Origin of the sequence: Rothia uropygioeca (assembly GCF_004136585.1) — a bacterium.
Taxonomy (GTDB): Bacteria; Actinomycetota; Actinomycetes; order Actinomycetales; family Micrococcaceae; genus Rothia.
In genome coordinates, this window is sequence record NZ_NOIR01000003.1 from 403771 (window position 1) to 429610 (window position 25840).

Annotated in this window: 17 protein-coding genes and 1 tRNA gene; 6 read left to right on the top strand and 12 right to left on the bottom strand. The window is 62.0% G+C overall.

Annotation, left to right across the window (positions count from 1 at the left end; genetic code table 11):
* Positions 1–11: 11 nt before the first annotated feature.
* The 7 genes from tgt to EWR20_RS09915 form a co-directional block, all read right to left on the bottom strand.
* Complete coding sequence (gene tgt / locus EWR20_RS09885; RefSeq protein WP_129360484.1) at positions 12–1313, bottom strand: tRNA guanosine(34) transglycosylase Tgt; 1302 nt, start codon at positions 1311–1313, stop codon at positions 12–14.
* A 28-nt stretch (positions 1314–1341) separates the two neighbouring features.
* The gene (locus tag EWR20_RS09890; RefSeq protein WP_129360485.1) at positions 1342–2196 is read right to left on the bottom strand and encodes an SDR family NAD(P)-dependent oxidoreductase; all 855 of its coding nucleotides are present in this window, start codon (positions 2194–2196) and stop codon (positions 1342–1344) included.
* Complete coding sequence (locus EWR20_RS09895) at positions 2196–2741, bottom strand: NUDIX hydrolase family protein (protein WP_129360486.1); 546 nt, start codon at positions 2739–2741, stop codon at positions 2196–2198. Before EWR20_RS09895 ends, EWR20_RS09890 begins: the two co-directional genes overlap by 1 nt.
* A 188-nt stretch (positions 2742–2929) precedes the next feature.
* Entirely contained in the window at positions 2930–4198 is a 1269-nt protein-coding gene (locus EWR20_RS09900; RefSeq protein ID WP_129360487.1) for a glycoside hydrolase family 76 protein, read from the bottom strand.
* A gap of 29 nt (positions 4199–4227) precedes the next feature.
* On the bottom strand, positions 4228–5061 hold the full coding sequence (locus EWR20_RS09905; protein ID WP_238147690.1) for a pseudouridine synthase: 834 nt from the start codon (positions 5059–5061) through the stop codon (positions 4228–4230).
* A gap of 183 nt (positions 5062–5244) precedes the next feature.
* Positions 5245–6042: a carbon-nitrogen hydrolase family protein gene (locus EWR20_RS09910; RefSeq protein WP_129360489.1), complete on the bottom strand. Its 798-nt coding sequence runs from the start codon at positions 6040–6042 to the stop codon at positions 5245–5247.
* 93 nt (positions 6043–6135) lie between these two features.
* Positions 6136–7656 (bottom strand): amino acid permease, encoded by a 1521-nt coding sequence (locus EWR20_RS09915; protein WP_129360490.1) that lies wholly within the window; start codon positions 7654–7656, stop codon positions 6136–6138.
* Between the two features lie 340 nt (positions 7657–7996).
* Here EWR20_RS09915 and EWR20_RS09920 point away from each other — a divergent pair, with 340 nt between their 5' ends.
* Entirely contained in the window at positions 7997–10024 is a 2028-nt protein-coding gene (locus tag EWR20_RS09920) for an acetoacetate--CoA ligase (protein ID WP_129360491.1), read from the top strand.
* Positions 10025–10118: 94 nt separating this feature from the next.
* On the opposite strand, the gene EWR20_RS09925 is transcribed toward EWR20_RS09920, so the two are convergent.
* On the bottom strand, positions 10119–15248 hold the full coding sequence (locus EWR20_RS09925) for an Lhr family helicase (protein WP_129360492.1): 5130 nt from the start codon (positions 15246–15248) through the stop codon (positions 10119–10121).
* A gap of 107 nt (positions 15249–15355) precedes the next feature.
* Here EWR20_RS09925 and EWR20_RS09930 point away from each other — a divergent pair, with 107 nt between their 5' ends.
* Positions 15356–16609, top strand: a complete 1254-nt coding sequence (locus EWR20_RS09930) for a purine-cytosine permease family protein (protein WP_129360493.1) — start codon at positions 15356–15358, stop codon at positions 16607–16609.
* Positions 16610–16727: 118 nt separating this feature from the next.
* Complete coding sequence (locus EWR20_RS09935; RefSeq protein WP_129360494.1) at positions 16728–17330, top strand: malonic semialdehyde reductase; 603 nt, start codon at positions 16728–16730, stop codon at positions 17328–17330.
* Positions 17331–17342: 12 nt separating this feature from the next.
* On the opposite strand, the gene EWR20_RS09940 is transcribed toward EWR20_RS09935, so the two are convergent.
* Together EWR20_RS09940 and EWR20_RS09945 are read right to left on the bottom strand one after the other, a co-directional pair.
* Complete coding sequence (locus EWR20_RS09940; protein WP_129360495.1) at positions 17343–18143, bottom strand: DUF4232 domain-containing protein; 801 nt, start codon at positions 18141–18143, stop codon at positions 17343–17345.
* Between the two features lie 89 nt (positions 18144–18232).
* A complete protein-coding gene (locus tag EWR20_RS09945; RefSeq protein WP_129360496.1) occupies positions 18233–18556 on the bottom strand; it encodes a 2Fe-2S iron-sulfur cluster-binding protein in 324 nt (107 codons plus the stop codon).
* A 161-nt stretch (positions 18557–18717) separates the two neighbouring features.
* Here EWR20_RS09945 and EWR20_RS09950 point away from each other — a divergent pair, with 161 nt between their 5' ends.
* A complete protein-coding gene (locus tag EWR20_RS09950) occupies positions 18718–19953 on the top strand; it encodes an NgoMIV family type II restriction endonuclease (protein WP_129360497.1) in 1236 nt (411 codons plus the stop codon).
* 402 nt (positions 19954–20355) lie between these two features.
* Positions 20356–21705 carry a UDP-glucose dehydrogenase family protein gene (locus tag EWR20_RS09955; RefSeq protein ID WP_129360498.1) on the top strand — a complete coding sequence of 450 codons (1350 nt, stop codon included), beginning with the start codon at positions 20356–20358 and terminating at the stop codon, positions 21703–21705.
* A 396-nt stretch (positions 21706–22101) separates the two neighbouring features.
* Here EWR20_RS09955 and EWR20_RS09960 read toward each other — a convergent pair.
* Positions 22102–22174 (bottom strand) — tRNA-Arg (locus EWR20_RS09960).
* A 269-nt stretch (positions 22175–22443) separates the two neighbouring features.
* Between EWR20_RS09960 and EWR20_RS09965 the strand changes: the two genes are divergently transcribed.
* Positions 22444–24303 carry a phosphoenolpyruvate carboxykinase (GTP) gene (locus tag EWR20_RS09965; RefSeq protein ID WP_129360499.1) on the top strand — a complete coding sequence of 620 codons (1860 nt, stop codon included), beginning with the start codon at positions 22444–22446 and terminating at the stop codon, positions 24301–24303.
* A 126-nt stretch (positions 24304–24429) separates the two neighbouring features.
* Here EWR20_RS09965 and EWR20_RS09970 read toward each other — a convergent pair whose 3' ends face one another.
* A complete protein-coding gene (locus EWR20_RS09970) occupies positions 24430–25827 on the bottom strand; it encodes a phosphomannomutase/phosphoglucomutase (protein WP_129360500.1) in 1398 nt (465 codons plus the stop codon).
* Positions 25828–25840: the final 13 nt, after the last annotated feature.

The following is a 25840-nucleotide window of genomic DNA, read 5'->3' on the forward strand; positions in this document are numbered from 1 at the left end:
TCTTGGCCTTTCTACGCATAGTAACGACCCAGGAACTCGTCACGATACTGGAAGTATTCGCCCGAGGCGATGGTCTCCCGAGCGGTATCGACCATACGGACGATGAAACGCTCATTGTGAATTGAGGCCAGCGTGGCCGCGAGGCGTTCCTTGGCCTTGAAGAGATGATGCAGATACGCCTTGGTGTAGTTCGCACAGGTATAGCAGTCGCACCCGTCGTAGATCGGTGTGAAGTCCTTCTTGAACCTGGCGTTGGACACGTTGAAGCGGCCATCCGGAGAGTAGACCGCAGCAGTACGCGCGACCCGCGTCGGTGAAACACAATCGAAGGTATCGGCGCCATTTTCAATCGCCACGAAGATGTCATCGGGTTCCGAGATTCCGAGCAGGTGCCGCGGTTTGTTCTCGGGGAGTTCTTCGTTGCACCAGCGCACAATGGTTCCCAGATTCTCTTTTTCCAAAGCGCCTCCGAGGCCGAAGCCGTCGAAATCCATGTCGCCGAGGTCTCGACATGCTTTGCGTCGGAGATCCTCGTACTGGGCTCCTTGGATCACCCCGAACAGGGCCTGATACGGCTTGTCGGCACGCTCAACGGTGAGTCGTTGATGCTCCGCGATGCACCGCAACGCCCAGAGACGGGTTCTTTCCAGCGCTTCTTCCTGGTATCCGCGCGAGTTGTAGAGCGTGGTTAGCTCGTCGAAGGCAAACATGACGTCGGCGCCGAGCTGATGCTGGACGCCCATAGAAACTTCCGGCGTGAAACGGTGGAGGTCACCATTGAGATGAGATTTGAAGGTCACGCCGTCCTCGTCGACGTGGGCCATCCGTTCCTTGCCGGAGGCGACGTCGTCGTCCCCAACAGGGCGTCCGTCGGCCCCGATGGTTCCCGCGACGGTTCCCATGTCGATGACCTTCTTGAACCCGGAGCCAAGGGACATGACCTGGAAACCGCCCGAATCGGTGAACGTGGGTCCGCCCCAATTCATGAACGCACCCAGACCGCCCGCGGCGTCGAGCACGTCTGGGCCGGGCTGGAGAAAGAGGTGGTAAGCGTTGGCCAGGAGCGCCTGGGCCCCGAGCTGCTTCATTTCCTCGGGAAGAACAGCCTTGACGGTTGCTTTGGTCCCGACCGGAATGAAGGCGGGGGTCTGGATTTGGCCGTGCGGCGTCGTCATCACGCCCGTTCGTCCCAGGAACTCGCCGCCGTTATTACGGTCAAGAGCGGCCGAGGACGCGTCGTCGCCCGCCGTATCGTTCAGGCGCGAGCCGATGTCGAAGCGAAAATTGGGATTGGGAAATTCAGTGTTGGACACCCGACCTATCCTAGATGGTCCGAGTGAATCACGATTCCAGGCCGGGAAGGTCCGAGATCATGCGTTCGGAAGCCTGCCACAGCTTGTGGCCCATGAGCGGGTCCTGGGCAGTGCGTGCCATGGTCGCGGGCTTGCGTTTGGCGAAATAACCGCCCGAACCGAATTCTTCGCCCGGAACCGCTTCGGCCAGCCACACGAGAGTATCGGAACCCTGCTCCGGGCCGGCGAGGAGCTTTTGCATGGGCCCCTGATACAGGGCACCAACTCCCGCGCCGGACGAATCCCTGGAAAAGTTGCTGCTGATCACGCCCGGGTGGAAGGACGCCGATGCCAGCCCGAGGTGGTTGTAGCGCCGCGACAGTTCCTGCGCATGCAACAAATCCGCGAGTTTGGCGTTTCCGTACGCGATACGGGGATCGTAGCGTTTTTCGGAATCCAAATCTTCGAGGGAAAAGCGGGCCATGATCCTATGCGCGAACGACGAAGTGTTGACGACGGTCGCTTTCGAAGCCAGGAGCCGACCCATGAGCAACTGTGTGAGGTAGAACTGCGCCAGGTAATTGACCTGGAAGGTCATCTCATGCCCGTCAGTGGTGACCCAGCGTCCTTTGCCGAAGATCCCGCCCGCATTGTTGGCCAAGACATCGATGCGGTCCGTCGACTCCGCGATGTCCGAAGCCAACGAGTGAACCTGTGCCAGATCGGAGAAATCCGCGAGAAAGTATCGGGCACCGATCTCTTCGGCTACTGCGCGAGTCTTCTCCCCCGAACGCCCGACAACGATCACCTCGTGACCGTCATGGCTGAGCCGCCGCGCGGCAGAGGCACCGATACCGTCGGAAGCCCCAGTGATGACGATCGTTTTTCGACTGGTGTCCTGCATCAGCAGCGTCCCCATCCGGCGTAGGCCAGGGCACGTCTGACGAGGTCCCCGCTTCCGCCCTCGAACTCTTCTTGGACTTCGTCCCGAAGGACTTCTTCCGGTGTGAGCCAGGAAAGTTGCAGGGCATCCTGGCGGGGCTCGCAATCGCCGTTGACGGGTATCACGTAGCACAGGGCGACGGCGTGCTGCCTGTCGTCTGTCAGCCCTGACTGGGAAGGATGTGGGAAGTATTCGGCAATAGTGAAGGGGTTCAGCGACGGAGGCAACTGCGGCATGGCCAATTGTCCGAGGTCCTTTTCGAGGTGGCGGAGCAATGCCGCTCGCACCGTCTCCCGATAGTGAACCCTCCCCGAAACGAAGGATCTGATCATATTTCCCTCGTCGTTAGGGCGCAAAAGCAGACCGATCTCGCTGACACATCCCAAGGGATCCAGGGTCACAGGGATTGCCTGGACGTACACCATCGGCAATTGTTGGCGGGCCTGTGCAAGCTCTTCATCCGAAAGCCAGCCGGGCGTGGGGTCCGGGGTGCGTACTCTGCTCATGTTTCGGTTCTATCTCACCGAATGGCGTGCTGCCTAGTCATCAGGGGTTTTCAAGGCGGGGTTCGGCTACCCGCTGAACTGTGATCGGAGCTCCTGGCTGATCACCGGCCGCCTAGTCGCCCATGAGGCACCGGTTTGGGGTGGGAATCGGTGCGTCATCGGCAACTCGACGACCGCGAGGTGACGTATCAGGCCAAGCGGTACGCGGCTTCGAGAATGGTCCATGCCTGGATCTGGGAGCTGAGTTCCACCTTCGCCCCGGCACCGAGTGTCTCGGAGCTGTGCCGGGAAGCATCGGGGGAGAAGAGGACCACGGAATCACCGCGAATTTCATTCACGTCCACGCCGGGCTCGTTGAGCGGGAGGTCGGGGTCGTATTCGCGGCGCCCGGCCCAGAGGAGTTCGGCCGTCGCAATGATGACCTCGCGGACAGCGTGCCGAACCTTGGGATCTATCCGGGCGTCTTCAGCGGCGTCGGCAAGGTACCGGGCCAAAATACCGGCGAACAGGCCGCCGTCGCCTGTCCCGCGTGTATCGAGGATACGGAATTGAGTGTTTTCTGCTTCGTGCGTCGCGGTGAAACGATCGAGGACGATGCGCACAATGTCCTCCACATGCCGTACGTCTCCGCCCGAAACCTCCAAATGGGCGCCGATCGCGAGCCCTTGGTTGTAGGGGAAAGCGGCTTCTTCGACGACGCGTTCGTATGAGCCGTCCCTCTGGAGCACGCGCTTGATCCCGTCCAGGTAGCCCTTGTCCGAAGACCACAGGTTTTCCCGGAACCATCCGATCAACTGTGCAGCCGCTTTGTGGTCCCCTGCCCGGGCCAGAGCGATCGCGATGGGGCCGGATGCCGGGAGGTTCTTGAAGTCTTCCGTCTTGGACCAGAAGGCCCCGCCGCCGAGATCCTCCGTGACTGCCTGACGGAGCTGCGGATAGAGAATCCGGCCCACCTCCTGTGCCGGCTCCGATCCGGCCCCCAGTACCTCGCGTGACAAGGTATTGAGACGGTGAGCGGCGAGGACGAGCCACGCCATGTCGTCGTAGTACGAATTGACGTACGTGCCAAAATTGTGGATCCGAATGCCACGGAGCAGCCGGTGGCATTGGTCGATCACACGTTTGGCCTCGGTCTTCTGACCATTGTGGAATGCGCGCTCGCCGGAATCGACGAAGGCGTCCAGAAGTTGGGCCTGCCACCAATAGTTCCAATCGGTCACCCTTTTCGTGAATCCCTTGGCCGGAGGCAAGGAAGGTTCCCCGATCAGGGTTCCGGGAACCCCCATGAGACGGTGCACGAACAAACGGTTGACGGAATATGAGGCACGTTCGGCCCGCTTTGCACGCTCGATTCGGTCTTTTTGCGTTGCAGTGAGGACCTGATTATGGGATGCCGTGGTTGCTCGACGGCGTTCGTTGCTCGAATTCTGCGTGGTCGGGCTGTTCTCGTAGCTCATGGTCTCTCCCGGTCGATAGTGGTTTCGATTCAGTGGGAATCAGCGATCGTACTGACATCCAGCGTACGGTCTGAGCGGATGCGAAGGTACTCCTGAGTGAACGGGTTCTTGAGGAGCACTTCGCGGGCGAGCAACCGAAGGTTCCCGATGGGCTGCCTCAGCTCGTCCTCATGGACGCGCGGGTACAGAGGGTCGCCGTAGATCGGTCTGCCCAACGAGTTCATATGAACGCGTATCTGGTGCGTTTTCCCGGACAGCGGATTGGCGCCGTACAGTCCCCAGCCCGTTTCCTCGATTTCCTTCAGAAGCACGACGCCGGTGAGGGCATTCGGGGCACCGGGAACCTCGCGTGCTTGGAGAGAAGAGGCGTCCTTGACGATGCGGGAGCGCATGACCCGTGGTTCAGCCGGATAGACCGGGAGATCCGGTGGACCGGCGTCGGGAGTCAGTGGAGTCAGCGGAGCGATGAGCTCGTACGTTTTGGAAACCCGTTGGAGTTCGAACAACGCCTGGAGCGGACCACGCGCCTCACGGGTCTTTGCGAAGAGAAGGACTCCGGCCGTCAACCGGTCGAGCCGGTGGACCGGGGAGAGCAATTCATTGTCCGTTTCGACCCGCAATTTCGTGACCGCGGTCTGTCGGACGAATGAACCGCGCGGAGTCACGGGCAGGGAATGAGGCTTGTCGACGGCGAGTATGTATTCGTCCTCGTAGAGAACCGGCAGGTCCGAAGGCAATTCCGGTTCATCGGGCAGCGGTCGGAAGACCCACACGTGACTACCTGGCCGGAAGGCCGCGCGGACGTCCAACGGCTTTCCCTCAGGGTCCAAGACGTCGCCCCGTGCGAAGATCTCATCCGTCACCTTCGGATCGTGCGGCGGGAAGCGTGCGGTGAGGAATGCGGAGATCGTCGGGAATTCACCGTCGCCCGGAAGTCTGACGCGGGTAGGTGAAACACCATTGCGGGCAGGAACGGGACAAGATGGTCTCGGTCGACGGGACATGAGCCAGTTTTCTGTAGTCGGCGGGATCCGGTGCTCGCCGGATCAAGTCGTGTAGAGGTCGGGGCGCCGGTCGTTCAGGTAGGGGTTCTCCTCCCGGGAGGCCCGGACGCGTTTCGGGTCGAGCTCCGCGAAAAGAAGTTCCGGTTCTTCGCCCGCCATCGTCAGGATTTCGCCGTCAGGAGCGGTCACGCTGCTTCGACCCACGTAGGTGAGGTCCCCTTCGGTGCCCACATGGTTTGCGTAGGCAACGTAGATCTGGGATTCCCACGCACGGGAGGGGATCGTGCGTTCCGCGATGAATGCATACGGTGCCATCTGCGCGGTCGGGACCAGGACGACGTCGGCCCCTTGCAGAGCGAGGGAACGCACACTTTCCGGGAACTCGACGTCGTAGCAGATCAGCATTCCGAGCTTGAGGCCCTCGAAATCAATGATGGGAGAGGGAACTGAACCCGCACTGAACATCGAGCGGTCGAGCTCGCCGAACAGGTGAGTCTTGTCGTATCGGGCCATTTGCTGACCTTGGCGGTCGAAGATCGCGACGCTGTTGACGATGCCCTCGTCCGTGGTGAGGGGCAAGCCGGCGGCAATCGCGACGCCCGTTTCCCGGGCGACCTCCGCGACGGACTCGGTCAAGGGGAGAGCGGTCAGGGCCGACAGCTGACTGCCGATGTTGTATCCGGTCACGAACATTTCGGGAGTGAGGAGCAAAGCTGCGCCGGCTTGGGCTGCATGTTCTGCTGCCTCGCGGAGTTCCTGCAGATTCGCCTCGACGTCGCCCGGTGAGCCTTCGGTCTGGAGGAGCGCGATGCGTACGGGTTGTGAATCGGAGGTAGTCATGAAACCACGGTATCTCGTGGACCGATAGAAGGGCGACGGCGCGCAACCGGCCGGACCGATCGCGCGCCGTCGTCAGGGGGCGTGGAGACCTAGTCAGGAGACCGGCGTCGAGGAGTCGCTCGACGCCGGCTCGGGCGGTGCCTCGTGACGGAGCCGGCTGTGGTGACGGGAATACGCGAAGTACACCACGATCCCGATGGCAAGCCAGACGACGAAGCGGATCCAGGTTTCCAGGGGCAGGTTCATCATGAGGTAGAAGCACACGAGGGCGGAGATGATCGGCAGAACCGGCACAAAAGGAACCTTGAACGAGCGTTTCAGATCAGGCCGATTTTTCCGCAAAATGATCACGCCCACCGAAACCAGAACAAAGGCCGAAAGCGTGCCGATGTTGACGAGATCCGCGAGCTTGGACAGCGGAACAAAAGCGGCGAGCAGCGCAATGGCGAGACCGGCAAGGATCGTGAACCGGTACGGAGTCTTGAATTTCGGGTGAGTCTTTCCCAAGGCCTTTGGCAGGAGATTATCCCGCGACATCGAGAAGCCAACGCGGGTTTGGCCCAAGAACAAGATCATGGTCACCACGATCAAACCGATGCAGGCGCCCACGGCAATGATGTTTCCCATGATTGGAAGACCGCTGTGGGTGAATGCGGTCGCGAGCGGGGCGCCGTCGTCCGGATCGATGTCTTTGTAGTTCTGCATTCCGGTGATGACTAGCGAGACTCCGGCATAGAGGACGGTCACGATAGCCAATGAACCGAAGATGCCAACCGGGAGGTTCTTCTGAGGATTACGGGTCTCCTCGGCGGTGGTGGCGACGATGTCGAAGCCGATGAACGCGAAGAACACCATGGCCGCGGCCGCGAACACGCCTCCGATTCCGAAGACGCTGGGGGCGATGCCGAAGACCGTCTGGACGAGGGGCAGCGTCAGAGCGCTACCCTCGGATCCACTGGCTCCCTGAGCCGGAGGAATGAAAGGAACCCAGTTGGAGACTTTGACGAAAAAGATACCGACGATGATGACCGCCAGAACGACGAGCAGTTTGATACCGGTGACTACCTGATTCAACCGGCTGGAGAGTTTGACCCCGGTGATCAGGACGACGGTCAGGGCCGCAACCAGCAGGAATGCCGGTAGGTTGATCCATCCTGTTTCCACGGAAGCGATCGCGTCCGGAATTGCGAAGGGAGTATCGGCCAGGAGAACGCCGAGATACTGGCTGAACGATGTGGCCAAGGCCGCCGCACCGACGGTGAATTCGAGGATCAGGTCCCAGCCGATGATCCATGCGGCCAATTCACCCAGCGTGGCGTAGGTGAAGGTATAGGCGGATCCCGCAACCGGGACGGTCGAGGCGAGTTCGGCGTAACACATGGCCGCCAAACCGCAGGCAACGCCCGCGATGAGGAATGAGAGAACTATAGCGGGGCCGGCGTTGGTGGCCGCGGCGTGTCCGGTCAGAACGAAGATGCCCGCACCGATGCAGACGCCGACGCCGAACACGACAAGATCAAGCGAACCGAGATTTTTCTTGAGCTGATGCTCGGGCTCTTCGGTGTCCCGGATGCTCTGCTCAACGGACTTGGTGCGGAAAAGTCCAGAGGCCATGATGGCTCCTTAACGGAAAGTAAGGCCGGTAATAGTGATGTCTGAGCGTACTCTGCAGATAGCCGCTTTGGGGCGGATTCTCAATATTTGAAACTGGGTACTGAAGGTCTGGCGATTGATCGGAGGAAGTCAGAGGGATGTTTTGCCCGCACAATGAACGCTTCCTCCGGTCGCGATGCTCCAGGGCTAGTCTTGAAGTGATGACCTGCACACCGTGGTTGATGCCGCGAGCCTCTGGTAGGGCGATCCGACGGCTCGAACGTACCGGAACTCTGCCGTGTCACTGCACGTTGAGCGCAGGTACCGGCACGACCGAAAGTCCAACTAAGGAGAAGGCACGATGCCCATCGAACCTGGAGGCCAGCAGCCCGAACCTCTCAAAACCCGCACACGCCTCTGGAGCCCATCCCAGGAATCGATAGAACGGTCCCGGATGTACGCCTTCGCTCGGTGGGCTGAACGGAAGCACGGGGTTGACCTGCCCCATTACCAGGCACTCCATAAGTGGTCGACCGAGCATCTCGAGGACTTTTGGTCCGATATCTGGGAATACTTCGGCGTGGTCTCCTCGGAGCAATCGGACCGAGTCTTGACGACTCGCGAGATGCCTGGTGCCCAATGGTTCCCAGGAGCCAAACTCAACTACGCCGAGAATTCGTTGCGCGCAGCGAAGAGCCGACCGGACGACGTCGCGATCGTTGGCGAACACGAGTCCGCCCCGCGCACCGAGCTCACCTGGAGAGACTTCGAGGCACAGGTGGCATCGGTTGCGCAGAGACTTCGCGATCTCGGTGTTGAACCCGGGGATCGCGTGGCAGCGGTGCTCCCCAATATTCCCGAGACCGTGGTGGCGCTGATGGCTACCGCCTCAGTCGGCGCGATCTGGTCGGTCGTCAATACGGATTTCGGTCCCCAAGGCGTGGCGGACCGTTTTGCGCAGATCGAACCTAAGATCCTGTTCACCGTGGATGGCTACGACTATAACGGCACGATGCGGGACACGACGGGCACGATCGAGCCACTGCGTCAGCTCTTGCCGACGGTCGAACACGTCATCGTCGTCGACCAAAGTTCCCCAACGGACGTGGGCGCCGTGCCCCAGGACGTGCTCCGCTACTCCGAGATCATCACGGCGTCGGCCGAGCCCCATTATGAACAGGTCCCCTTCGACCATCCCCTGTGGATCCTGTACTCCTCCGGCACCACGGGCAAACCCAAAGGGATGGTGCACTCACACGGTGGCGTGACCCTCGAATTCATGAAGGCACTGGGGCTGCACGCAGGCGTCGGTCCCGGGGACATCGTCTACATTGCGGTCGCAACGACGTGGATGATGTGGAACCTGCACATGGGAAACCTCCTGGTCGGAAGTGCGATTCTGGTCTATGACGGCTCTCCCACTTTCGAGGGGCCGGACAAGTCTTTGGAACTCGTGGCACGTAACAGGGTCACTTTCTTCGGAACCGGCGCAGGCGTGCTGAGCATGGCGCATCGGGCGGGCGTCTACCCCAACACGAAATACGACTTTTCGGCCCTCAACGGAATCCTTGTCACCGGCTCGCCGCTTCCCGACCCCACATGGGACTGGGTGTACGAGGCCGTCAGCGACGACGTCAGGCTGGGGTCCGACTCCGGCGGAACCGATGTGACCAGCGCTTTCGTCGGCAGTAATCCGTATATGGACGTGTATCGCGGTGAAATCATGGGCCCGTACCTCGGCATCGCGGCAGAAGCCTGGAACTCGGGAGGTGAAAGGGTGTGGAACGAGGTGGGAGAACTCGTGATCACACTGCCGATGCCCAGTATGCCGATCTGTTTCTGGAACGACGCCGACGGTACTCGATACCGTGACGCCTACTTTGATCTTTTCCCTGGAACCTGGAGGCAGGGGGACTGGACCACGCAGATGCCGGACGGACGAATGATCATCCACGGCCGGTCCGATTCGACGATTAATCGCGGCGGCATCCGGATGGGCTCCGCGGACATTACCGACGTCGTGGATCAGGTCGACGGCGTCGAGGCGTCGATGGTCATCGGCGCGGAACTGGCCGGTGGGGACTACTACATGCCCTTGTTCGTGGTGCCTCAACCGGGAAAGAAACTCACGGATGAGCTCAAAGCGAGCATCGTGGACGCCATTCGGACTCGGGTCTCTCCGCGCTACGTGCCCGATGAGTTCATCGAAGCCCCAGCGGTCCCCAGGACGCGCACCGGGAAACTGATGGAGATTCCGGTGAAAAAGCTTTTCCAGGGGGCGGACGCCGACACATTGAACCGGTCTAGTGCGGAAAATGAAGACGTCCTCGACTGGTACGCCGCCGCAGCCCGGATTTTCCGCGCAAGCCAAGACGACGTCGCGCAGTGATGTGACAACATTGTGCGGTATTCCGTGTGAATATTGCGCTCAGTCGCCACCCAACGGGCAACTCGGCCCCGGCCCGTGCAAAATTGCCACGTTGTCACTTTCGCATCCGGATCCCGCGGGGCGTCGTATAGAAACCCGCGGAAACCAGCCCGTCCCTGAGAATAGCGATCGGAGCGCGCTCGCCGCCATCGCCGGTGGTTCCCCGCTCGAGGATTGACACCCCATTGATCTTCTCGACAATGAGTTTGTCCACCGCCCCGACTCGCACAGCGGAAGCCACCGCGGGACCGGCAAGCTCCATGTCCGTGGGATCGGCAGAGAATGCAAGCATGGTTTTTCCTCCGCGCTCGACGTACAAGACCGGCCTGCCGTCTACCAGAACGATCAGGGAACCGGCCTTCCTGCCCGGGCGGGCAAGACGAGAATCCTCGTCAGCAGTCGCTTCACGGCCGAGAAGCCGTGGCGCGGGAACCGCCTCGGGCCATGCCAATGCCGCGCCATAGGCATTGGCCGGATCGCTGGCCGCCAGCGCCACCACTTCCGGGGCCCTCGGCTCAGAGGTTGAGCCCTCGAGCTGCTCGTCGATCGTCGAGGACCGCAGAAGATCCACGGTGGAAGGTGCGGCGAATTGAGCACCGCCGAGACCCTCGATGAAGTATCCGCGCCGGGCTTCGCCTTGGTCTTCTTGGGCGGTCAGTATCTGGTACACGGCGGCGAAACCACCTGGCGTCTCTTCTTGGGCCACTGCCCCACGGGTCAGAATGCCGTACCGGTCGAGCATCAGTTGCGCCATGGCGACCGCACGGACCGTCGTGTCCAGCGGCTCCTCATCGAGGAATGAGCTGACCCGCGACCACCGACCGCTCAACTCGCGTTCCCGTTGGGGGCTCAACCCGGACATACTTGCGGCAGACTCCGCGGATTCTCCTGTTGCGAGTCCAAGCCCAATACGCGACGGATCGGCGTGAGTCCGGCTTCCCAACCTGGCCGAGGTGATGCGGCCTGCTCCGCGTCGTCCACGAGATCTGGACCGTCCCGGTGCCTTGGGCCTCGAATGTGCGGACTTCCCTCCGTCCAAGAACGCGCGAAGGGGCCCCGCGGTGTCGTTGGTGACCAATCCGGCCCAGGCGAGTTCCCACAGCGCATCGCCTGCCGTACCGACGGTCATCCCGGCGCGCATCGCAATTCTCGGGGCGAAATCGGCGCCGTCCCCCATGGCATCGAAGACCTTGCGCGCGTCCTCGCTCAGGTCTTCGAGCCGGGTAGGGGGCTCCGCCGGAACGGTGAGATCCGCGGACTCGGCCAAGTGCAAGCTGACCCATCCGTCCTGGCCTGGAATCGTGCCCGAGCCCGTCCACAACACGTCACCACGGGACATCGCCTCGTCGAGCATCTGGGACTGGTAACCGCGAATGCGGGCAGGCAACACGAGGGTCTCCAACGCGGAGGCCGGGACCGGGAAGCCGGCAAGCTGGTCGATGACGCTCAGAAGGCCGTCCGAATCGTCCACGCGCGGATCGTCGCTGGCCCCTTCGGCTCGCACGTGTTGCCACGCCGGCAGAAAACGAGCGTATGTCGCCGCATCCACTGGCTCGATCTGCGAGCGCAATTTGGCCAGAGAACGCCGGCGAATCGTACGGAGCACACTTGCGTCGCACCATTCGACCGCTTGCTCGCCGCCTGCCCGCTCGTTCGCCATCTCCGGCGGCAGGAAACGGCCTTGTGCGACGCGCCGGTCGGTGGACAGCCGCGTCAGAGTCGTCTCGATCACCGCGGGGCCGAGCCCGAGCGACTGCGCAGCCTGGGAGGTGGTGAACGGGCCATGGGTTCGTGCGAAGCGGGAGACCAAGTCACCCAGTGGATCCGCGACGGGCTCAATGAAAGCGTGAGGAATTCCCATCGGCAGAGGTGTGCCGAGACCATCGCGCAAGCGGGCGGCGTCTTCTACTGCGGCGATCTTATCGGCTCCGGCGACGCGGGTCCTGTACGCACGATTCGCTCGGAACAATTCTTGAGCGAAAACTTCGGTGTCCTCCCCGTCTTCGAGGCGCGCGGCCGCCTCCTCCACGGTGAGAGGCCCGAGTATCCGGAGCAGGTCCGCAAGGCCCTCGGGTCCATGCATCTGCCGGCCTTCGGCCAGCCGCTGAAGCTGTGTTTCGGTCTCCCGAATCACCTCGGGATCCAGGAGCTCGCGCAACTCGTCCCGGCCCAGCAATTCGGAGAGCAACGTCGGGTCGAGGGACAACGCGGCGGCCTTGCGCTCGGCGAGCGGCGCATCCGTGTTGTACAGGAATTGTCCGACGTAGCCGAAGAGCAGAGTCTTGGCGAAGGGCGAGGGTTCCGGGGTCTCGAGTTCTCGGACGGTAATGCGCTTGGACTCGATGCTCTCGTGAATTCGACGCAGAGCCGGAAGATCGTAGACGTCCTGGAGGCACTCGCGCACAGTTTCCAGGATGATCGGGAAGTTCGGGTGCTTGCGGGCGACGTCGAGCAATTGGGCCGATCGTTGCCTCTGTTGCCACAGCGGTGTCCTCTTGCCAGGGTCACGGCGCGGAAGCAACAAAGCGCGCGCTGAGCATTCGCGGAAGCGCGAGGCGAATAATGCCGATGATCCGACCTGCTCGGTCACGATCGCCTCGATCTCCTCCGGTTCGAACATGAACAAGTCCGCACCGGGAGGGTCCTCTTCCATCGCGGGGATGCGCAGAACGATGCCGTCATCGGATGCCATCGCGGAACCGTCCAAACCGTAGAGCTCGTCGATCCGGGCTCCGACGGCGAGCGCCCAGGGGGCATGGACCGGCATGCCGTAAGGGGAATGCAGGATGACCCGCCAGTCGCCCAGTTCGTCACGGAAACGTTCGACGACCATGGTTTTCTCGCTCGGAACCTGGCCGGTCGCGACCCGCTGTTCGTCCACGTAGGCACACAGATTGTCGACGGCCCATTCGTCCAGCCCAGCAGACGTCAGGCGTTCTCGAACTGTTTCGACGCCCTCATCGCCTTCGGCAAGAGACGTCGCCACTTCACGCGTGAATTTTCCGGTAGCTTCCCCTAGATCTACGGGTCGCCCTGGCCCGTCGCCGTGCCAGAACGGCAATTTGCCGACCTGACCGGGGGCCGGAGTCACGTTGACCCGGTCGTGGGTGATTTCCTCGATGCGCCAACTGGTCGCACCGAGGGCTATGACGTCCCCGGACCGAGATTCGTAGACCATTTCTTCGTCGAGTTCGCCCACGCGTTTGGGGCCCCGGTCCTGCTCGTCGGAGCCAACGATGTAGACCGGGTACAGGCCACGGTCCGGGATCGTGCCTCCTGAGGTGACGGCGACGCGTTGGGCGCCCGGACGCGGCTCGAGGGTTCCTGCGTCTCGATCCCAGACCAACCGTGGGCGGAGCTCCGCGAACTCATCGGACGGGTATTTTCCGGCCAACAGGTCGAGGACGGCATCGAAGGCGGATCGTGGAAGAGCCGCGAAGGGCGCGGTGTGCCGGACCGCTTCGAACCATGCCTCCACGTCGATGGGCCCTAACGCGCACGCCGCAACGGTCTGCTGCGCCAACACGTCCAGAGGGTTGGCCGGAATGTGCAGTGTCTCGATGGCCCCGGACCGCATGCGTTCAACGGTGACGGCCGACGAGAGCAGATCACCTCGGTGTTTGGGATACATCACCGCGCGTGAGGTCTCGCCGACTTGGTGGCCTGCGCGCCCAACCCGCTGCAGTCCGCTGGCCACACTCGGTGGAGACTCAACCTGAATGACCAGGTCGACCGCGCCCATGTCGATGCCAAGCTCGAGGGAACTCGTCGCGACAACGCAACGGAGGCGGCCTGACTTCAGGGCGTCCTCGATCAGAGCCCGTTGGTCCTTGGATACGGACCCGTGGTGTGCGCGGGCCAATTCGGAGGCAGCTGTGCCGGAATTCAGGTGGTTAAGAGCCGGAGGGGCATATGGAATTTCGACTCCGCCCGCAAGGCTTCCCGGAACATCGTCTTGTGGGTCCTCGATGGGGGAGAAACCAGCATCATTCGCGGTCGGTGCAACGTTGCCACGTTGTTCCTCGCGAAATGCGTGTACCTCGTTGAGTCGCGAGGTGAGCCTTTCCGCCAACCCTCGTGAATTGGCGAAGACAATGGTCGAGCGGTTCGCTTCCACCAAGTCGACAATTCGTTCTTCAACGTGCGGCCAGATCGAGGCGACCACGGTGTGCGGTGTTTCCTGGGGGAGTGGATACGACGATGCAGGCGCGTGCTCATGGTGCTTGGAGTCCTGCGTCAGAGGGGACTTCAGGTCCAGGCCGAGGGCGTCCTCCAGGGTCGCAGTACCCGAAGATGCCGAGCCGGCGCTGACCCCGGAGCGCTGTTCGGGCAGGTCGGTGCGGGGGACCGGGGTCGTCAGATTGGACATGTCCGGTACCGGGACGGAAACCGTAAGTTCCCAGTTCTTCTCTGTCTCGGGACGGACGACGGTCACGGGTGCGGTGCCGCCGAGGAAACGAGCGACAGTGTCCACGGGCTCGACCGTCGCGGAGAGCCCGATCCGCTGTGCCGGTTGGGGGAGTATCTGGTCCAGTCGTTCCAAAGAAACTGACAGGTGGGCACCTCGCTTGGTGCCGGCAACGGCGTGGACCTCGTCCACGATCACGGTGTCCACCTGGGACAAAGTCGACCTCGCCTTGGACGTCAGCATCAGGTAGAGCGACTCCGGCGTGGTGATCAGGATGTCCGGAGGGTCCGTGACCAGGCTCCGCCTCTCACGAGCCGGGGTGTCACCCGAGCGGACCCCAACGGAGAGTTCGCGTGGTTCCGTGCCGTGGAATCTCGCGGTTTGGGAGATGCCGACCAAAGGAGAGCGCAGGTTCCGTTCCACATCGACGCCGAGGGCTTTGAGTGGCGAGATGTAGAGAACCTTGGTGTGATTGGTGGCTTTCTTCCTCCGTTCCGCGGCTCGTCGGCCGGGGAATTCGGGTGGGCCGTGAGGCCCCGTCGGACTGGGGGCTGACTCATCGGTGGAATCCGCACCGGTGTCGGTATGGAGGAGACGATCGAGAGCCCACAGGAACGCGGCGAGGGTTTTGCCGGATCCGGTGGGAGCCACAACGAGCGCATGCCGACCTTGGGCAATCGCATCCCAGGCACCGTCTTGTGCCGAAGTCGGGCGCTGGAATGCGCCGGTGAACCACTCGCGGGTTGCGGGACTGAAACGTTCGATTGCCGAGGGCATACCTCCCATTGTGCCGTGTCCTGCCTTCCCTCGCTCCAGGTACCCTGGACCACCGTGCAGTGTGTTTCTCTCATTGATATGTCACAGGAGATCAGGTGAAGGTTGGAGTGAAAACTCAGAGCGAGGATCGACCTGGTTTTCTTCGCAGCGGTGGCACTTGGCTTGCGGCCAACCTCGTGGTCACCACAATGTTGACGGGAACACTCTTCGTACCGTCCCTGGCCTACGGAACCTCGCTCGTGCTGATCGTCGCCGGGACTCTGCTGGGCGGTATCGTGCTGATTCTGGTCGGCAACATCGGTACTCGTACACGACGAGGGACCATGGAACTGACGGAGGCTCCCTTCGGCCGGGCCGGGAGCGTCGTTCCCAAGGTCGCCAACATTCTGGTGCTCATGGGATGGAGTTGGGTTCAAGCGATGTTGGCGGGCGTCACCGTCAACACGTTGGTCTCCAGCGCTACGGGATGGTCGAACCCAGTCCTTTTCTCTGTGGCTTCCGAACTGTTGGTCGTGATCCTGGCCGTCTTCGGACATGCCGGAATCTCCCGCATCGAGCCGTGGTTGGCCTTGGTCATTCTTGCGTGCATGGCTTGGATATTCTGGCAGTGTCTGGGGGAGGGTCAGGCTTCGCAGTATCTCGCGAGTCCCCCCGCGGAAGGAGCGTATACACCGTCGTTGGCCTTCGATGCCGTCTTCGCCACGGCGATTTCGTGGACGGTTCTCTCCGCGGACCTGAACCGGTACGGTCGATCCCAGCGAGGGACCATGTCGGGCACGTTCTTGGGATACACGGCGTCGACGATCCTCGCGATGGCGATGGGAGCCACGGCTACCATGGCGATTCTTGATCAGGGCGGCTCGGTGGTGGACTTCAACCCGCAACCGCTCGTCAACAGCTTCGGATGGCCCATCGCTGCCACAGTGTTTCTTTCTGTCATGGCAACCAACACCATGGTTGTCTATGGGATGGTCACTTCCGTTTCGAGTCTCTTCCCGGCGGCGGGTAAGCGGTACGGGAGAACCGTCGCGGTGGTCGGCGGGATCTCTATTCTGGGAGCCACCCAAATTGCCCTGTTGTCCTATTTCACCGATTTTCTGCTGGTTATCGGGGCGTTTTTCGTCCCCGTCTTCGCGATTATGATCTGCGATTATTACCTGAAGAACAAGGCTCACTACGCAGAAGGTGCGGCTATGCCGGCCTTCGGCCTGCCTGCGCTCTTGGCATGGACCGTGGGCGCATTGACCTCGTGGTGGTTCGCATATGTGGTCTCGATTCCCCTTGGCGCAACCCTGACGGCCTTCGTCGTGACTTTCGTGGTGTACGCAGTGGTGGCTCGTCGCCCGAGGGCGAGGCTTTAGCGAGTTGCATCACACTTGCCGCTGGACGCGCTTCTCAAGGAATAAGCATTTGAAGGAGTCCGTTTACACGTAAAGCAACGGCACTCGTCCGGTGCCGCTCCGAGACGAAGGAATACGCATGATCGACACCATTACCCAGTCGCAGTTGACCGACGAGGATCTTCACCTGCTCTTCAACTCTCGCACTGTCAGCGAGTTCGAGGACATCGAGGTCACCGAGGACCAGAAGCGCGCCATTTACGAGCTGGCGAAGATGGGCCCCACGGCTTTCAACTCCCAGCCTCTTCACGTGGTGTGGGTTGAGCGCGGGGCAGGGCGGGAACGTTTGGTCTCGCACATGATGCCCGGCAATCAGCCGAAGACCGAGGCTGCCCCGTTGGTCGCGATCTTGGCCGTCGACAAGAATTGGCACCACAAATTCGAGCACTTCCTGCCGGCTCGTCCGCAGATGGGTCAGATGTACCTGGACAATCCGGAGCTCGCAGAGACTACCGGGCGCGACAACGCATTCATCCAGGTGGGCTACTTCGTCATGGCCGTACGGGCCTTGGGCCTCGCAGCGGGCCCGATGACAGGGTTCGACACCGCCGGCGTGGACGAGGACCTGCTCGCCGGAATGGACCTGAGCTCGCTTGTGGTCGTGAATATTGGTAAGGGTGTCGACCCTTCATATGATCGTTCCCCGCGGTACTCCTACGAGGAATCCACGACGACCCTCTAGCGGAATCTCCGCTCAGCTCTGGACGCCGACCTTGCTCACGGACAGTTGCTGAACCGAACCATTGGCGCACGCCGACATCGGGAAGCTGACATCTAATACTTGTTCGCTTCCCGGTGCGGTGATGCGCAGGCCGGAAGCATTGGTTTTCTCGCATGTCTGCCCGTAGAGATCCGCCTGAGTGCTGCGCAGGGCAGCCGAGGTCGAGTCTCCGGGATTCAGGGTTGCCCCGTTGCCGGGAAGTTCCGTGGCCTGCATCGCCGCGGCACCGATCGTCTGTCCGGAACCGTCGACGAAGTTTACGCTGGGATATCCGGACATCTTGCATGCGTCCGATCCGGAATTGGTGAACGTCACTGTGTAATTTGTGGATCCGGCCGCGCCGCCGGAAGCCTCGACGGCGACCTTGAGTGCACCGTCAGCGCAAGAAGCACTTTTCGCGCCCGGTGGATTCGTGGGGCTCTGGGAAGAAGCCTCTGACGAGGGGGTCTGCTCCGTCGGCGTGGGCTCGCTCGGCTGAGCTTCCGACGGTGCCTGGGACGAGGTGCCCGAAGGCTCTTGTGTCGGAGACTGCTCGGTGACGGTCGGCGTGGGTGCGGGCGTCGAGGAGCCGGGCTCAGGGTTGGATTTGGCAGAGGTTGCGGAGGGCGACGGGGCGGGGCTTGACGTCGACGATGATGCGGAATCGGAAGACGACGCGGATTCGTGCTGCCCTTGGGAGTCGCCAGAAGAACACGCGCTAGCTCCGAGGAGCAATGCCGCGAAGGCTACCCCCGTGAGCGACGTTCGAAAGCGTCGAGTGGTGTCATGAGCCATGGCATTAGATTATGCGTATTAACAGAGCGGTTCCACCGCTTCCACCGAATGTGGCGTTCGACAAGATGACGCCGCAAGAGCCACCTAGGCTACATCCCGGGCTTGAGAGTCACCGTTGCGCCGTCGAGCTCGTCCTTGTATTCGGTCTGGCATGCCAGCCGCGAGTAGTCGTTCGCGACGTCGTCGATCATCTCGAGCAGGTCTTCTTCCGCTTCCGTGCGTTCGTCGCCGCCGGCTTCGAAGTGTTCGGGGTCCATGAAGGTATGGCAGGTTGCGCACGATGCGTTTCCGCCGCACGTGGCCAGAACCGGATACTGGTTCTTGTGCAGGCATTCGAGGAGTGTCTGGTTGTCCTTCCACTCCACTTCCTGAGCCTCTCCGGACTCATCGACCACGGTGATATTGATGCTCATTGCTCTCCAGGTTGGATCGAAAATCTCTTTCGAAACAGTCTAGGTGGGGCTCCGGTGTCGGCGTAAACGACTCTTCACAAGGAGTGACCGGAAACATAGCGCGACCCGAGTACGCGACTTCTCCAGTAACCTGGCGGCTGATCCGATCTTCAGGAGGTCGCATGAGTCCCAAGCATCCGCACGACGAACCGGAAGAACAGTTCCTGTTCTCCCTCGACCTGACCGAATTCGAGGAATCCGGGAAGGCGGGCCGTCGCTCGGGCGGCATGCGGACTCAGCCTGGTGCATCCGGTGTGGCGGGCGGAAAAACCGCCCGGAAGGTCGTCGAAGAAGCGAATCGACGGACCACAGGGGACCACGTCAGCGCCTCGGGAGCGGAGGGTGCAGAAGCGCCGGCAGGCCCGGCCTCGACCTCCGCGAGCATCGCCGCCACTGCCGGGCCGCCGAATCTGGACGAGGCGAAGGCGGAGATGACCCGAGCTGAGGTCGCCGCCTTCCACCGGTCCAAGCCCGAGTACCTTCTGGATCGTGCTCGTCGGGTTTTCCACCGGGTGCTGCTGGACGAGCGCGTGCTGGTCCTGAACCCGGCGAGCGGTGTTCCTTCCAACGCGGACAAGGACTCCCCTTCGAGCATCCGGTACGCACGCTTCGTGGCCGACGGCATCGGTGGCGTGCCCGAGATCTCGCGCGCACCCGGCAAAGGCGTCAGCCGGAATTTCGAGCGGGCCGTGGCCGCGTATCTCAAGTCGGTCACGCAGGCGCTCGACGCCGTGAGGCCGGGCGACTGGGTCGTGCGACGCCTCGGGGACCGCGAGGAGTGGACCGGTATAGAGGACGCTTCCGAAATCTTCGAGCAGTACGACCACTTGCCCGGAATGCGCGAGTCCATCCTCGGGCGTCGCGACCTCCGGGCTCTCATGGGTCACGACGCCGAGATCATGGCCCCCGATGTCGTCATCGCACGTCACCCCGTCTCGGATTCGGAGCTCAACGGTTCGGCTCGACTGGTGGATCCGATGGGACCGCTGGCCTCCTCGAGTCCCTTGCGGTCCGCCGTCCAGTCCAAACTGCTTTTGCACGCCGTGGTCTCCTGCAAGTGGACGCTCCGCAGTGACCGTGCCGAACAGATAAAGGCCGAAGCCCGTCACCTCATCCGGAACCGTCGGGGCCGTATCCCCCACCTGGTGCTGGTCACGGGGGAGCCGATGCCTTCACGCATCGCCTCGGTGGCCCTCGGCACGGGGGACCTGGACTGCGTCTACCACTTCGCGCTGCACGAATTGTTGGATGCGATCGACCCCGAGACCGACCCGGCCGGCGCCGAGCTCCTTCACACGATGGTTCAAGGCCGGCGACTCCGCGACATCTCGGATCTCCCGCTCGATCTGGCGATTTGACCGAACTAATCTGGCCGGTCCCCGTTCGTGGATTCGATCGGGCCATGCTCCCGATTCGGACTGACCGGATTCGGTCGATGCTCCACGCTCTTCTGCGGCTATGGGCTGAAGTCCTAAGCCTTTTGACTCGAATCGGTGTTGCCTCTGGCTGATGTTCAGCCGAATGACACGGGGCAGATCCCGACCAGGACGTGAGTTCTCCCGTTGGGCAGGGATCTTAGTTTTCCGAACTGCGGCCGTTCCCTTTGCGCGTGCGGAGGCCGCATGAGGCGGGAGTTATCCTAGTGTACCGGGGAGTAGCCTACGGAAATCATCCGGGGTACGAGTGTGGGCGGGGGCCATGCTGCTTCGAATCCCCGTGGGTCTCCGGCCCCACCGAAAACAGAAGAAAGGAATGCATCGATGCAGATTGCGGTGTTCGGTTCCGGTTACGTGGGACTGGTCACAAGTGCGTGTTTGGCGGATGGTGGGCACGAGGTGACATGCGTCGACGTCGACGCCGCCCGCGTACGCCGCCTGCAGGGCGGCGAATCCCCGATCTTCGAGCCGGGCCTCGACCGCCTCCTCGCCAGGAATCTGGAAAATGACCGGTTGCACTTCACCACCGACGCCGGTGAAGCCCTGGACGGCGTAGAGGCCGTATTCATCGCGGTGGGTACACCCCAGGCCACTGATGGTTCGGCGGACCTGCGCGCCGTCGACGCCGTGGCCCAGGAAATCGGTCGGCGTGCAAACCGCGACATGCTGGTCATCAACAAGTCCACGGTGCCCGTAGGCACGGCCGCTCGGGTCGGTGAGGCCATTCGGCGCGAGCTGAACCAGCGGTATCCCGAGGGGGAGAGCCCGCGCGTGGGTGTGGCCTCCAACCCGGAGTTCCTCAAGGAGGGGACGGCGATCGCGGACTTCAAGCACGGTGAGCGTGTCGTCATCGGCACCGCGAACGATCGCGACGCGACGGTTCTCCGGGAGATCTACGAACCCTTCAACCGTCAGCGCGAGAAGATCATCGCCATGGACGTCGCCTCCGCCGAGCTCACCAAGTACGCGGCGAATGCAATGCTGGCCGCCAAGATCAGTCTGATGAACGAGATCGCGGGCATTGCCGAAGCAACGGGCGCTGACATCGAAAAGGTGCGCCTGGGGGTCGGCTCGGACTCCCGTATCGGCCAGCCGTTTCTCTACGCGGGCGCCGGGTATGGCGGATCCTGTTTCCCTAAGGACATCGCGGCCCTAGCGCACGTGGCTCGCGACGCGGGACGTACGCCGCGCATGCTGAAGGCCGTCGAAGACGTCAACGCGGAACAGAAGACGCTCTTGTTCCAGAAACTCTCCTCGCTGGTTCCTTCTCTGGAGGGCAAGATCGTGGCGGTGTGGGGTTTGAGCTTCAAGCCCAAGACGGACGACGTGCGGGAGGCTCCTTCGCTCGACGTCGTCCGATCTTTGCTGGCCGTCGGATCCACGGTGCGTGTCTATGATCCCGTCGCCGCGGACTCGTTCCGGGCCGCCGTGGGCCAAGACGAGGGTCGAGTGATCTACGCGGAGACGAAGGAGGATTCCGTCGAGGGTGCGGATGCGTTGGTGATCTGCACCGAGTGGGAGGAATTCCGGGTGTTCGATACCGCCTCGCTCTCCCGGGCAATGCGTGGCCGGGTCATCGTGGACGGCCGCAACCTGTACGACCCGGAGCGCGTGGCCGAGGCGGGATTCGTATACGCCTCGATCGGTCGGACGACGACGGGGCTGCCCGGCTGAATGGCGCGGGTCACCACCCGGTCCTGAGTCGCTCCGGACCGTGGGTATCGGTCCAGGGTGCAGTTCTCCCGCACCGTCGAAGTCCCATCGCGATTTCGGCCCGCCCGAGGAATTCCTCGGGCGGGCATGCCGCGGGCCGGACGTCCGTTCCGCTCGGCTGGCTCGCGCAGTCAGCTCCTCCGGGTCGATTCGGGGGGGGGTGTCCGTGTGGACCGGCAGATCGCAGATTCGATCGTCGTCATCAGCCAGATCGCGATCGTGAACTGCAAGCCGGCCGAGCACGCCCCATTCGGCTCGTCATTGTGAAACAGCAGGCAATGGGAGCGGGGACCTTGATCGAGTGGCTCTTAACGGGAGAAGCCCCGTCATCTTCCGATGACGGGGCTTCCTTTAATGTGCGCCCGAAGGGATTCGAACCCCCAACCTTCTGATCCGTAGTCAGATGCTCTATCCGTTGAGCTACAGGCGCCCGGCCACTGAACGGCTTCCCGTTTCAAGGCCGAGTACTAGCTTACATGCGGGTATCTGAAACGCCAACTCGAGCTCCTGTGATCTGTGCCCCATTGAGATCGTGGAACAGCATGTTCGGTTTACGCTACTGTGGTCATGTCACAAGGGATGGAGCTGGATCCTGTTGTGCGCGCAGCGAGCAACAGTCCATATGGATATCGAGCACCCCCCACACAATGTCGTGAGTGATGGCCTGAGAGGGCCGCAACCTGTTGAGGGGAACAATTAATGACTGACATCGTCGTCGGAAACAGCGACAAGCTGAAGCCAGCCGTGGAAGAGGCCCTGAAGAACGCCCCCACCAAGTACCAGCCTTTGCTGGACTGGGTTCGTGAAGTTGCCGAGTTGACTGAACCGGATGCCATCCATTGGGTGGATGGTTCACAGGAAGAATGGGACCGTCTCACGAGTGAACTCGTGGACGCGGGCACGTTCGTGCGGCTCAATGAAGACAAGTTCCCGAACTCATTCGCCGCATTCTCCGATCCCGAGGATGTTGCGCGCGTCGAGGAACGCACTTTCATCTGCTCCAAAACCCGCGAGGGCGCAGGGCCCACGAATAACTGGGTGGACCCGGAAGAGATGAAAGGGACCCTGACCGAGAAATACCGTGGTTGCATGCGCGGTCGCACGCTCTACGTGATCCCTTTCGTCATGGGCCACCTTGATGCCAAGGACCCGAAATTCGGGGTGGAGCTTTCAGACTCCGCCTACGTCGTGTGCTCGATGCGCATTATGGCGACCATCGGTCAAGATGTGTTGCGCAAGATGGAAGACACTGAGGCTTTCTTCGTAGAAGCCCTCCACTCCGTGGGTGCGCCACTGGAAGAGGGCCAGGAGGATGTCGCGTGGCCCTGCAACCCGGATAAGTACATCGTCCAGTTCCCAGAAGAACGAGCCATTTGGTCCTTCGGTTCCGGTTACGGCGGCAACGCACTTCTCGGAAAGAAGTGCTATGCCCTGCGCATTGCCTCGGCCATCGCGCATGATGAGGGGTGGCTTGCCGAGCACATGCTAATCCTCAAGGTCACCGATCCCAAAGGGGAGACTCATTACATCAGCGCGGCATTCCCGTCCGCGTGCGGCAAGACCAACTTTGCGATGATCGAGCCCAGCATTGAAGGCTGGAAAGCAGAGATGGTCGGCGACGACATTTCCTGGATCAGCTTCGATGATCAAGGCAAGCCTCGGGTTATCAATCCGGAGGCCGGCCTGTTCGGTGTGGCCCCGGGGACCGGCTGGTCGACCAACCCCAATGCGATGCGCGGCGTCGCGAAGGGTAATACGATCTTCACCAACGTTGCCCTGACTGATGACGGCGGCGTCTGGTGGGAAGGCATGACCGACGAGGTCCCCGAGCACTTGACGGACTGGAAGGGGCAAGACTGGACTCCCGAGTCAGGTCGTCCTGCCGCGCACCCGAACTCGCGATTCTGCACCCCGATCGAGCAGTGCGACATCGTCGCTCCCGAGTACAGCGACCCCGAAGGCGTGCCGTTGTCCGCGATCGTTTTCGGTGGACGTCGCAAGACCACCGTGCCGCTCGTGTCGCAGTCCTTCGACTGGAACCATGGCGTTTTCCAGGGCGCGACGTTGTCCTCGGAAACGACCGCAGCGGCGAAGGGCCAGGTCGGCGTCGTGCGTCGCGATCCGATGGCAATGTTGCCATTCATCGGCTACAACGCTGGCGACTACCTGAAGCACTGGGTGAGCCTCGCGGAGAAGTACGGCGAAGAGAATATGCCGAAGATCTTCTACGTGAACTGGTTCCGCCGCACCCCGGATGGCGGTTTCGCCTGGCCTGGATTCGGCGAGAACTCGCGCGTGGTCAAGTGGATCGTCGAGCGTCTTCAGGGCACTGCCGGTGGCCGGGAAACGGCCGTCGGTATCGTGCCCGATGTCGAGGATCTCGACCTGACCGGACTTGACGCCGATCCCCAGGACACCGCGGCTGCCCTAGCCGTCAACGCGGATGAGTGGAAGGCAGAGCTTCCGGGAATTGATGAATGGCTGGAGAAGCTCGGTGACCACGTTCCCTCCGAGGTGAAGGAACAGCGCGACGCTCTGCGAGCACGCTTGAACGGCTGACCTCCGTTGACAACGACGCCGCCCGGTCGCATCCCATGAGGGAAGCGGTCGGGCGGCGTCGTTCGCTGTCTACCGGCGATAGTCCGCGTCGGGGCCTCGATCGAGTGGACTGGACGGGTTGGTCGGCTACTGCCGAACCAGGTTCAGAGCGAAATCCCGGACACGCTCCATCGTGGCCTGATCCGGTGCCTCGACGTTCAGGCGCAGGAACGGCTCGGTGTTCGAAGGGCGGAGGTTGAACCACCATCCTTCGGACCGATGGGTGAAAGTCGTGCCGTCCATCTCATCGACGTCTACCGGCTGATCCGACAGAGCCTCACGAACCCGCTGGACTGCGGCCGTCTTGTCTTCGATTTTTGAGTTGATCTCCCCGGAAGCCACATAAGGTGCGTACTTCTCAGCCAGCTCGGATAGTGGCTGGTCCTGCGTCCCCAGCGCAGCCAGCACGTGCATTGCTGCGAGCATGCCGGTGTCGGCGTTGAAGAAGTCTTTGAAGTAATAGTGAGCCGAGTGCTCACCACCGAAGACCCCCTTTTGGCTGGCCATAACGCCTTTGATGAAGGAATGGCCCACGCGCGTTTTGACGGGACGGCCACCTTTCGCCTCGACGAGCTCCGGCACGGCTTTCGAGGTGATCAGGTTGTAGATGATGACCGGTTCGGAATTCCCGTCGGCGTTCGCACGGTCAATCTCGCGCTCGGCAACCAGCGCGGCAATCGCGGAGGGGGTCACCGGTTGCCCCTTCTCGTCGATGACGAAACAACGGTCTGCATCTCCGTCGAAAGCCAGCCCGATGTCTGCGCCCTGCTCGACCACGGCGGCCTGCAGATCGCGCAGATTGGCCGGCTCGAGTGGATTGGCTGGGTGGTTGGGGAAGGTACCGTCGAGCTCGAAGTACAACGGGCTGATGTCCAGCGGCAACGCGTCCAGCACCGAGTCGCCGAGGACGGCAGGCGTGGTTTTTCCGGCCATCCCGTTGCCCGCATCGACCACGACCTTCAATCTGCGAATTCCGGCGAGATCCACCAAATCACGGAGGTACTTTGCGTAGTCCGCGAGGATGTCGCGCTCCTTCACGGACCCAGTCTTCTCGACCGAGATCACGCCCTCGCTCAAGTACTTCTGGGCCGCATCACGGATCTCAAACAATCCGGTTTCGGAGGAGATCGGGACCGCCCCGGCCTTGGCCATTTTCATGCCGTTGTACTCGGCGGGATTGTGTGAAGCCGTGAAGGTAACGCCCGGGGCGTCGAAAACGCCACACGCAAAATAAAGCTCATCCGTGGAGATCAGACCGATCTTCAGAACATCGGCTCCCCGCATCGTCACTCCCGCTGCGAACTCGTCTATGAATTCGGGGGAGGAAGGACGCATGTCTCCGCCGACCAGGACGGTTTTTCCGGTTAGGCCAAGAACATCGACGAAAGCCGCTCCCGTTGCTCGAACGGTCTCGCGGGTTATGCTCTCACCCACGATTCCGCGGACGTCGTAGGCCTTGAATGACTCTTCTAGGTTAATGCTCACGCTGAGATTCTAC

What these genes read in the sequence shown, in the direction of transcription:
- EWR20_RS09900 (WP_129360487.1), bottom strand. Translation starts at nt 4,198, where the DNA reads ATGAGCTACGAGAACAGCCCGACCACGCAGAATTCGAGCAACGAACGC.
- EWR20_RS09940 (WP_129360495.1), bottom strand. Translation starts at nt 18,143, where the DNA reads ATGGCTCATGACACCACTCGACGCTTTCGAACGTCGCTCACGGGGGTA.
- EWR20_RS09945 (WP_129360496.1), bottom strand. Translation starts at nt 18,556, where the DNA reads ATGAGCATCAATATCACCGTGGTCGATGAGTCCGGAGAGGCTCAGGAA.
- EWR20_RS09950 (WP_129360497.1), top strand. Translation starts at nt 18,718, where the DNA reads ATGAGTCCCAAGCATCCGCACGACGAACCGGAAGAACAGTTCCTGTTC.
- EWR20_RS09965 (WP_129360499.1), top strand. Translation starts at nt 22,444, where the DNA reads ATGACTGACATCGTCGTCGGAAACAGCGACAAGCTGAAGCCAGCCGTG.
- EWR20_RS09935 (WP_129360494.1), top strand. Translation starts at nt 16,728, where the DNA reads ATGATCGACACCATTACCCAGTCGCAGTTGACCGACGAGGATCTTCAC.
- EWR20_RS09895 (WP_129360486.1), bottom strand. Translation starts at nt 2,741, where the DNA reads ATGAGCAGAGTACGCACCCCGGACCCCACGCCCGGCTGGCTTTCGGAT.
- EWR20_RS09910 (WP_129360489.1), bottom strand. Translation starts at nt 6,042, where the DNA reads ATGACTACCTCCGATTCACAACCCGTACGCATCGCGCTCCTCCAGACC.
- EWR20_RS09915 (WP_129360490.1), bottom strand. Translation starts at nt 7,656, where the DNA reads ATGGCCTCTGGACTTTTCCGCACCAAGTCCGTTGAGCAGAGCATCCGG.
- EWR20_RS09890 (WP_129360485.1), bottom strand. Translation starts at nt 2,196, where the DNA reads ATGCAGGACACCAGTCGAAAAACGATCGTCATCACTGGGGCTTCCGAC.
- EWR20_RS09955 (WP_129360498.1), top strand. Translation starts at nt 20,356, where the DNA reads ATGCAGATTGCGGTGTTCGGTTCCGGTTACGTGGGACTGGTCACAAGT.
- EWR20_RS09925 (WP_129360492.1), bottom strand. Translation starts at nt 15,248, where the DNA reads ATGCCCTCGGCAATCGAACGTTTCAGTCCCGCAACCCGCGAGTGGTTC.
- EWR20_RS09920 (WP_129360491.1), top strand. Translation starts at nt 7,997, where the DNA reads ATGCCCATCGAACCTGGAGGCCAGCAGCCCGAACCTCTCAAAACCCGC.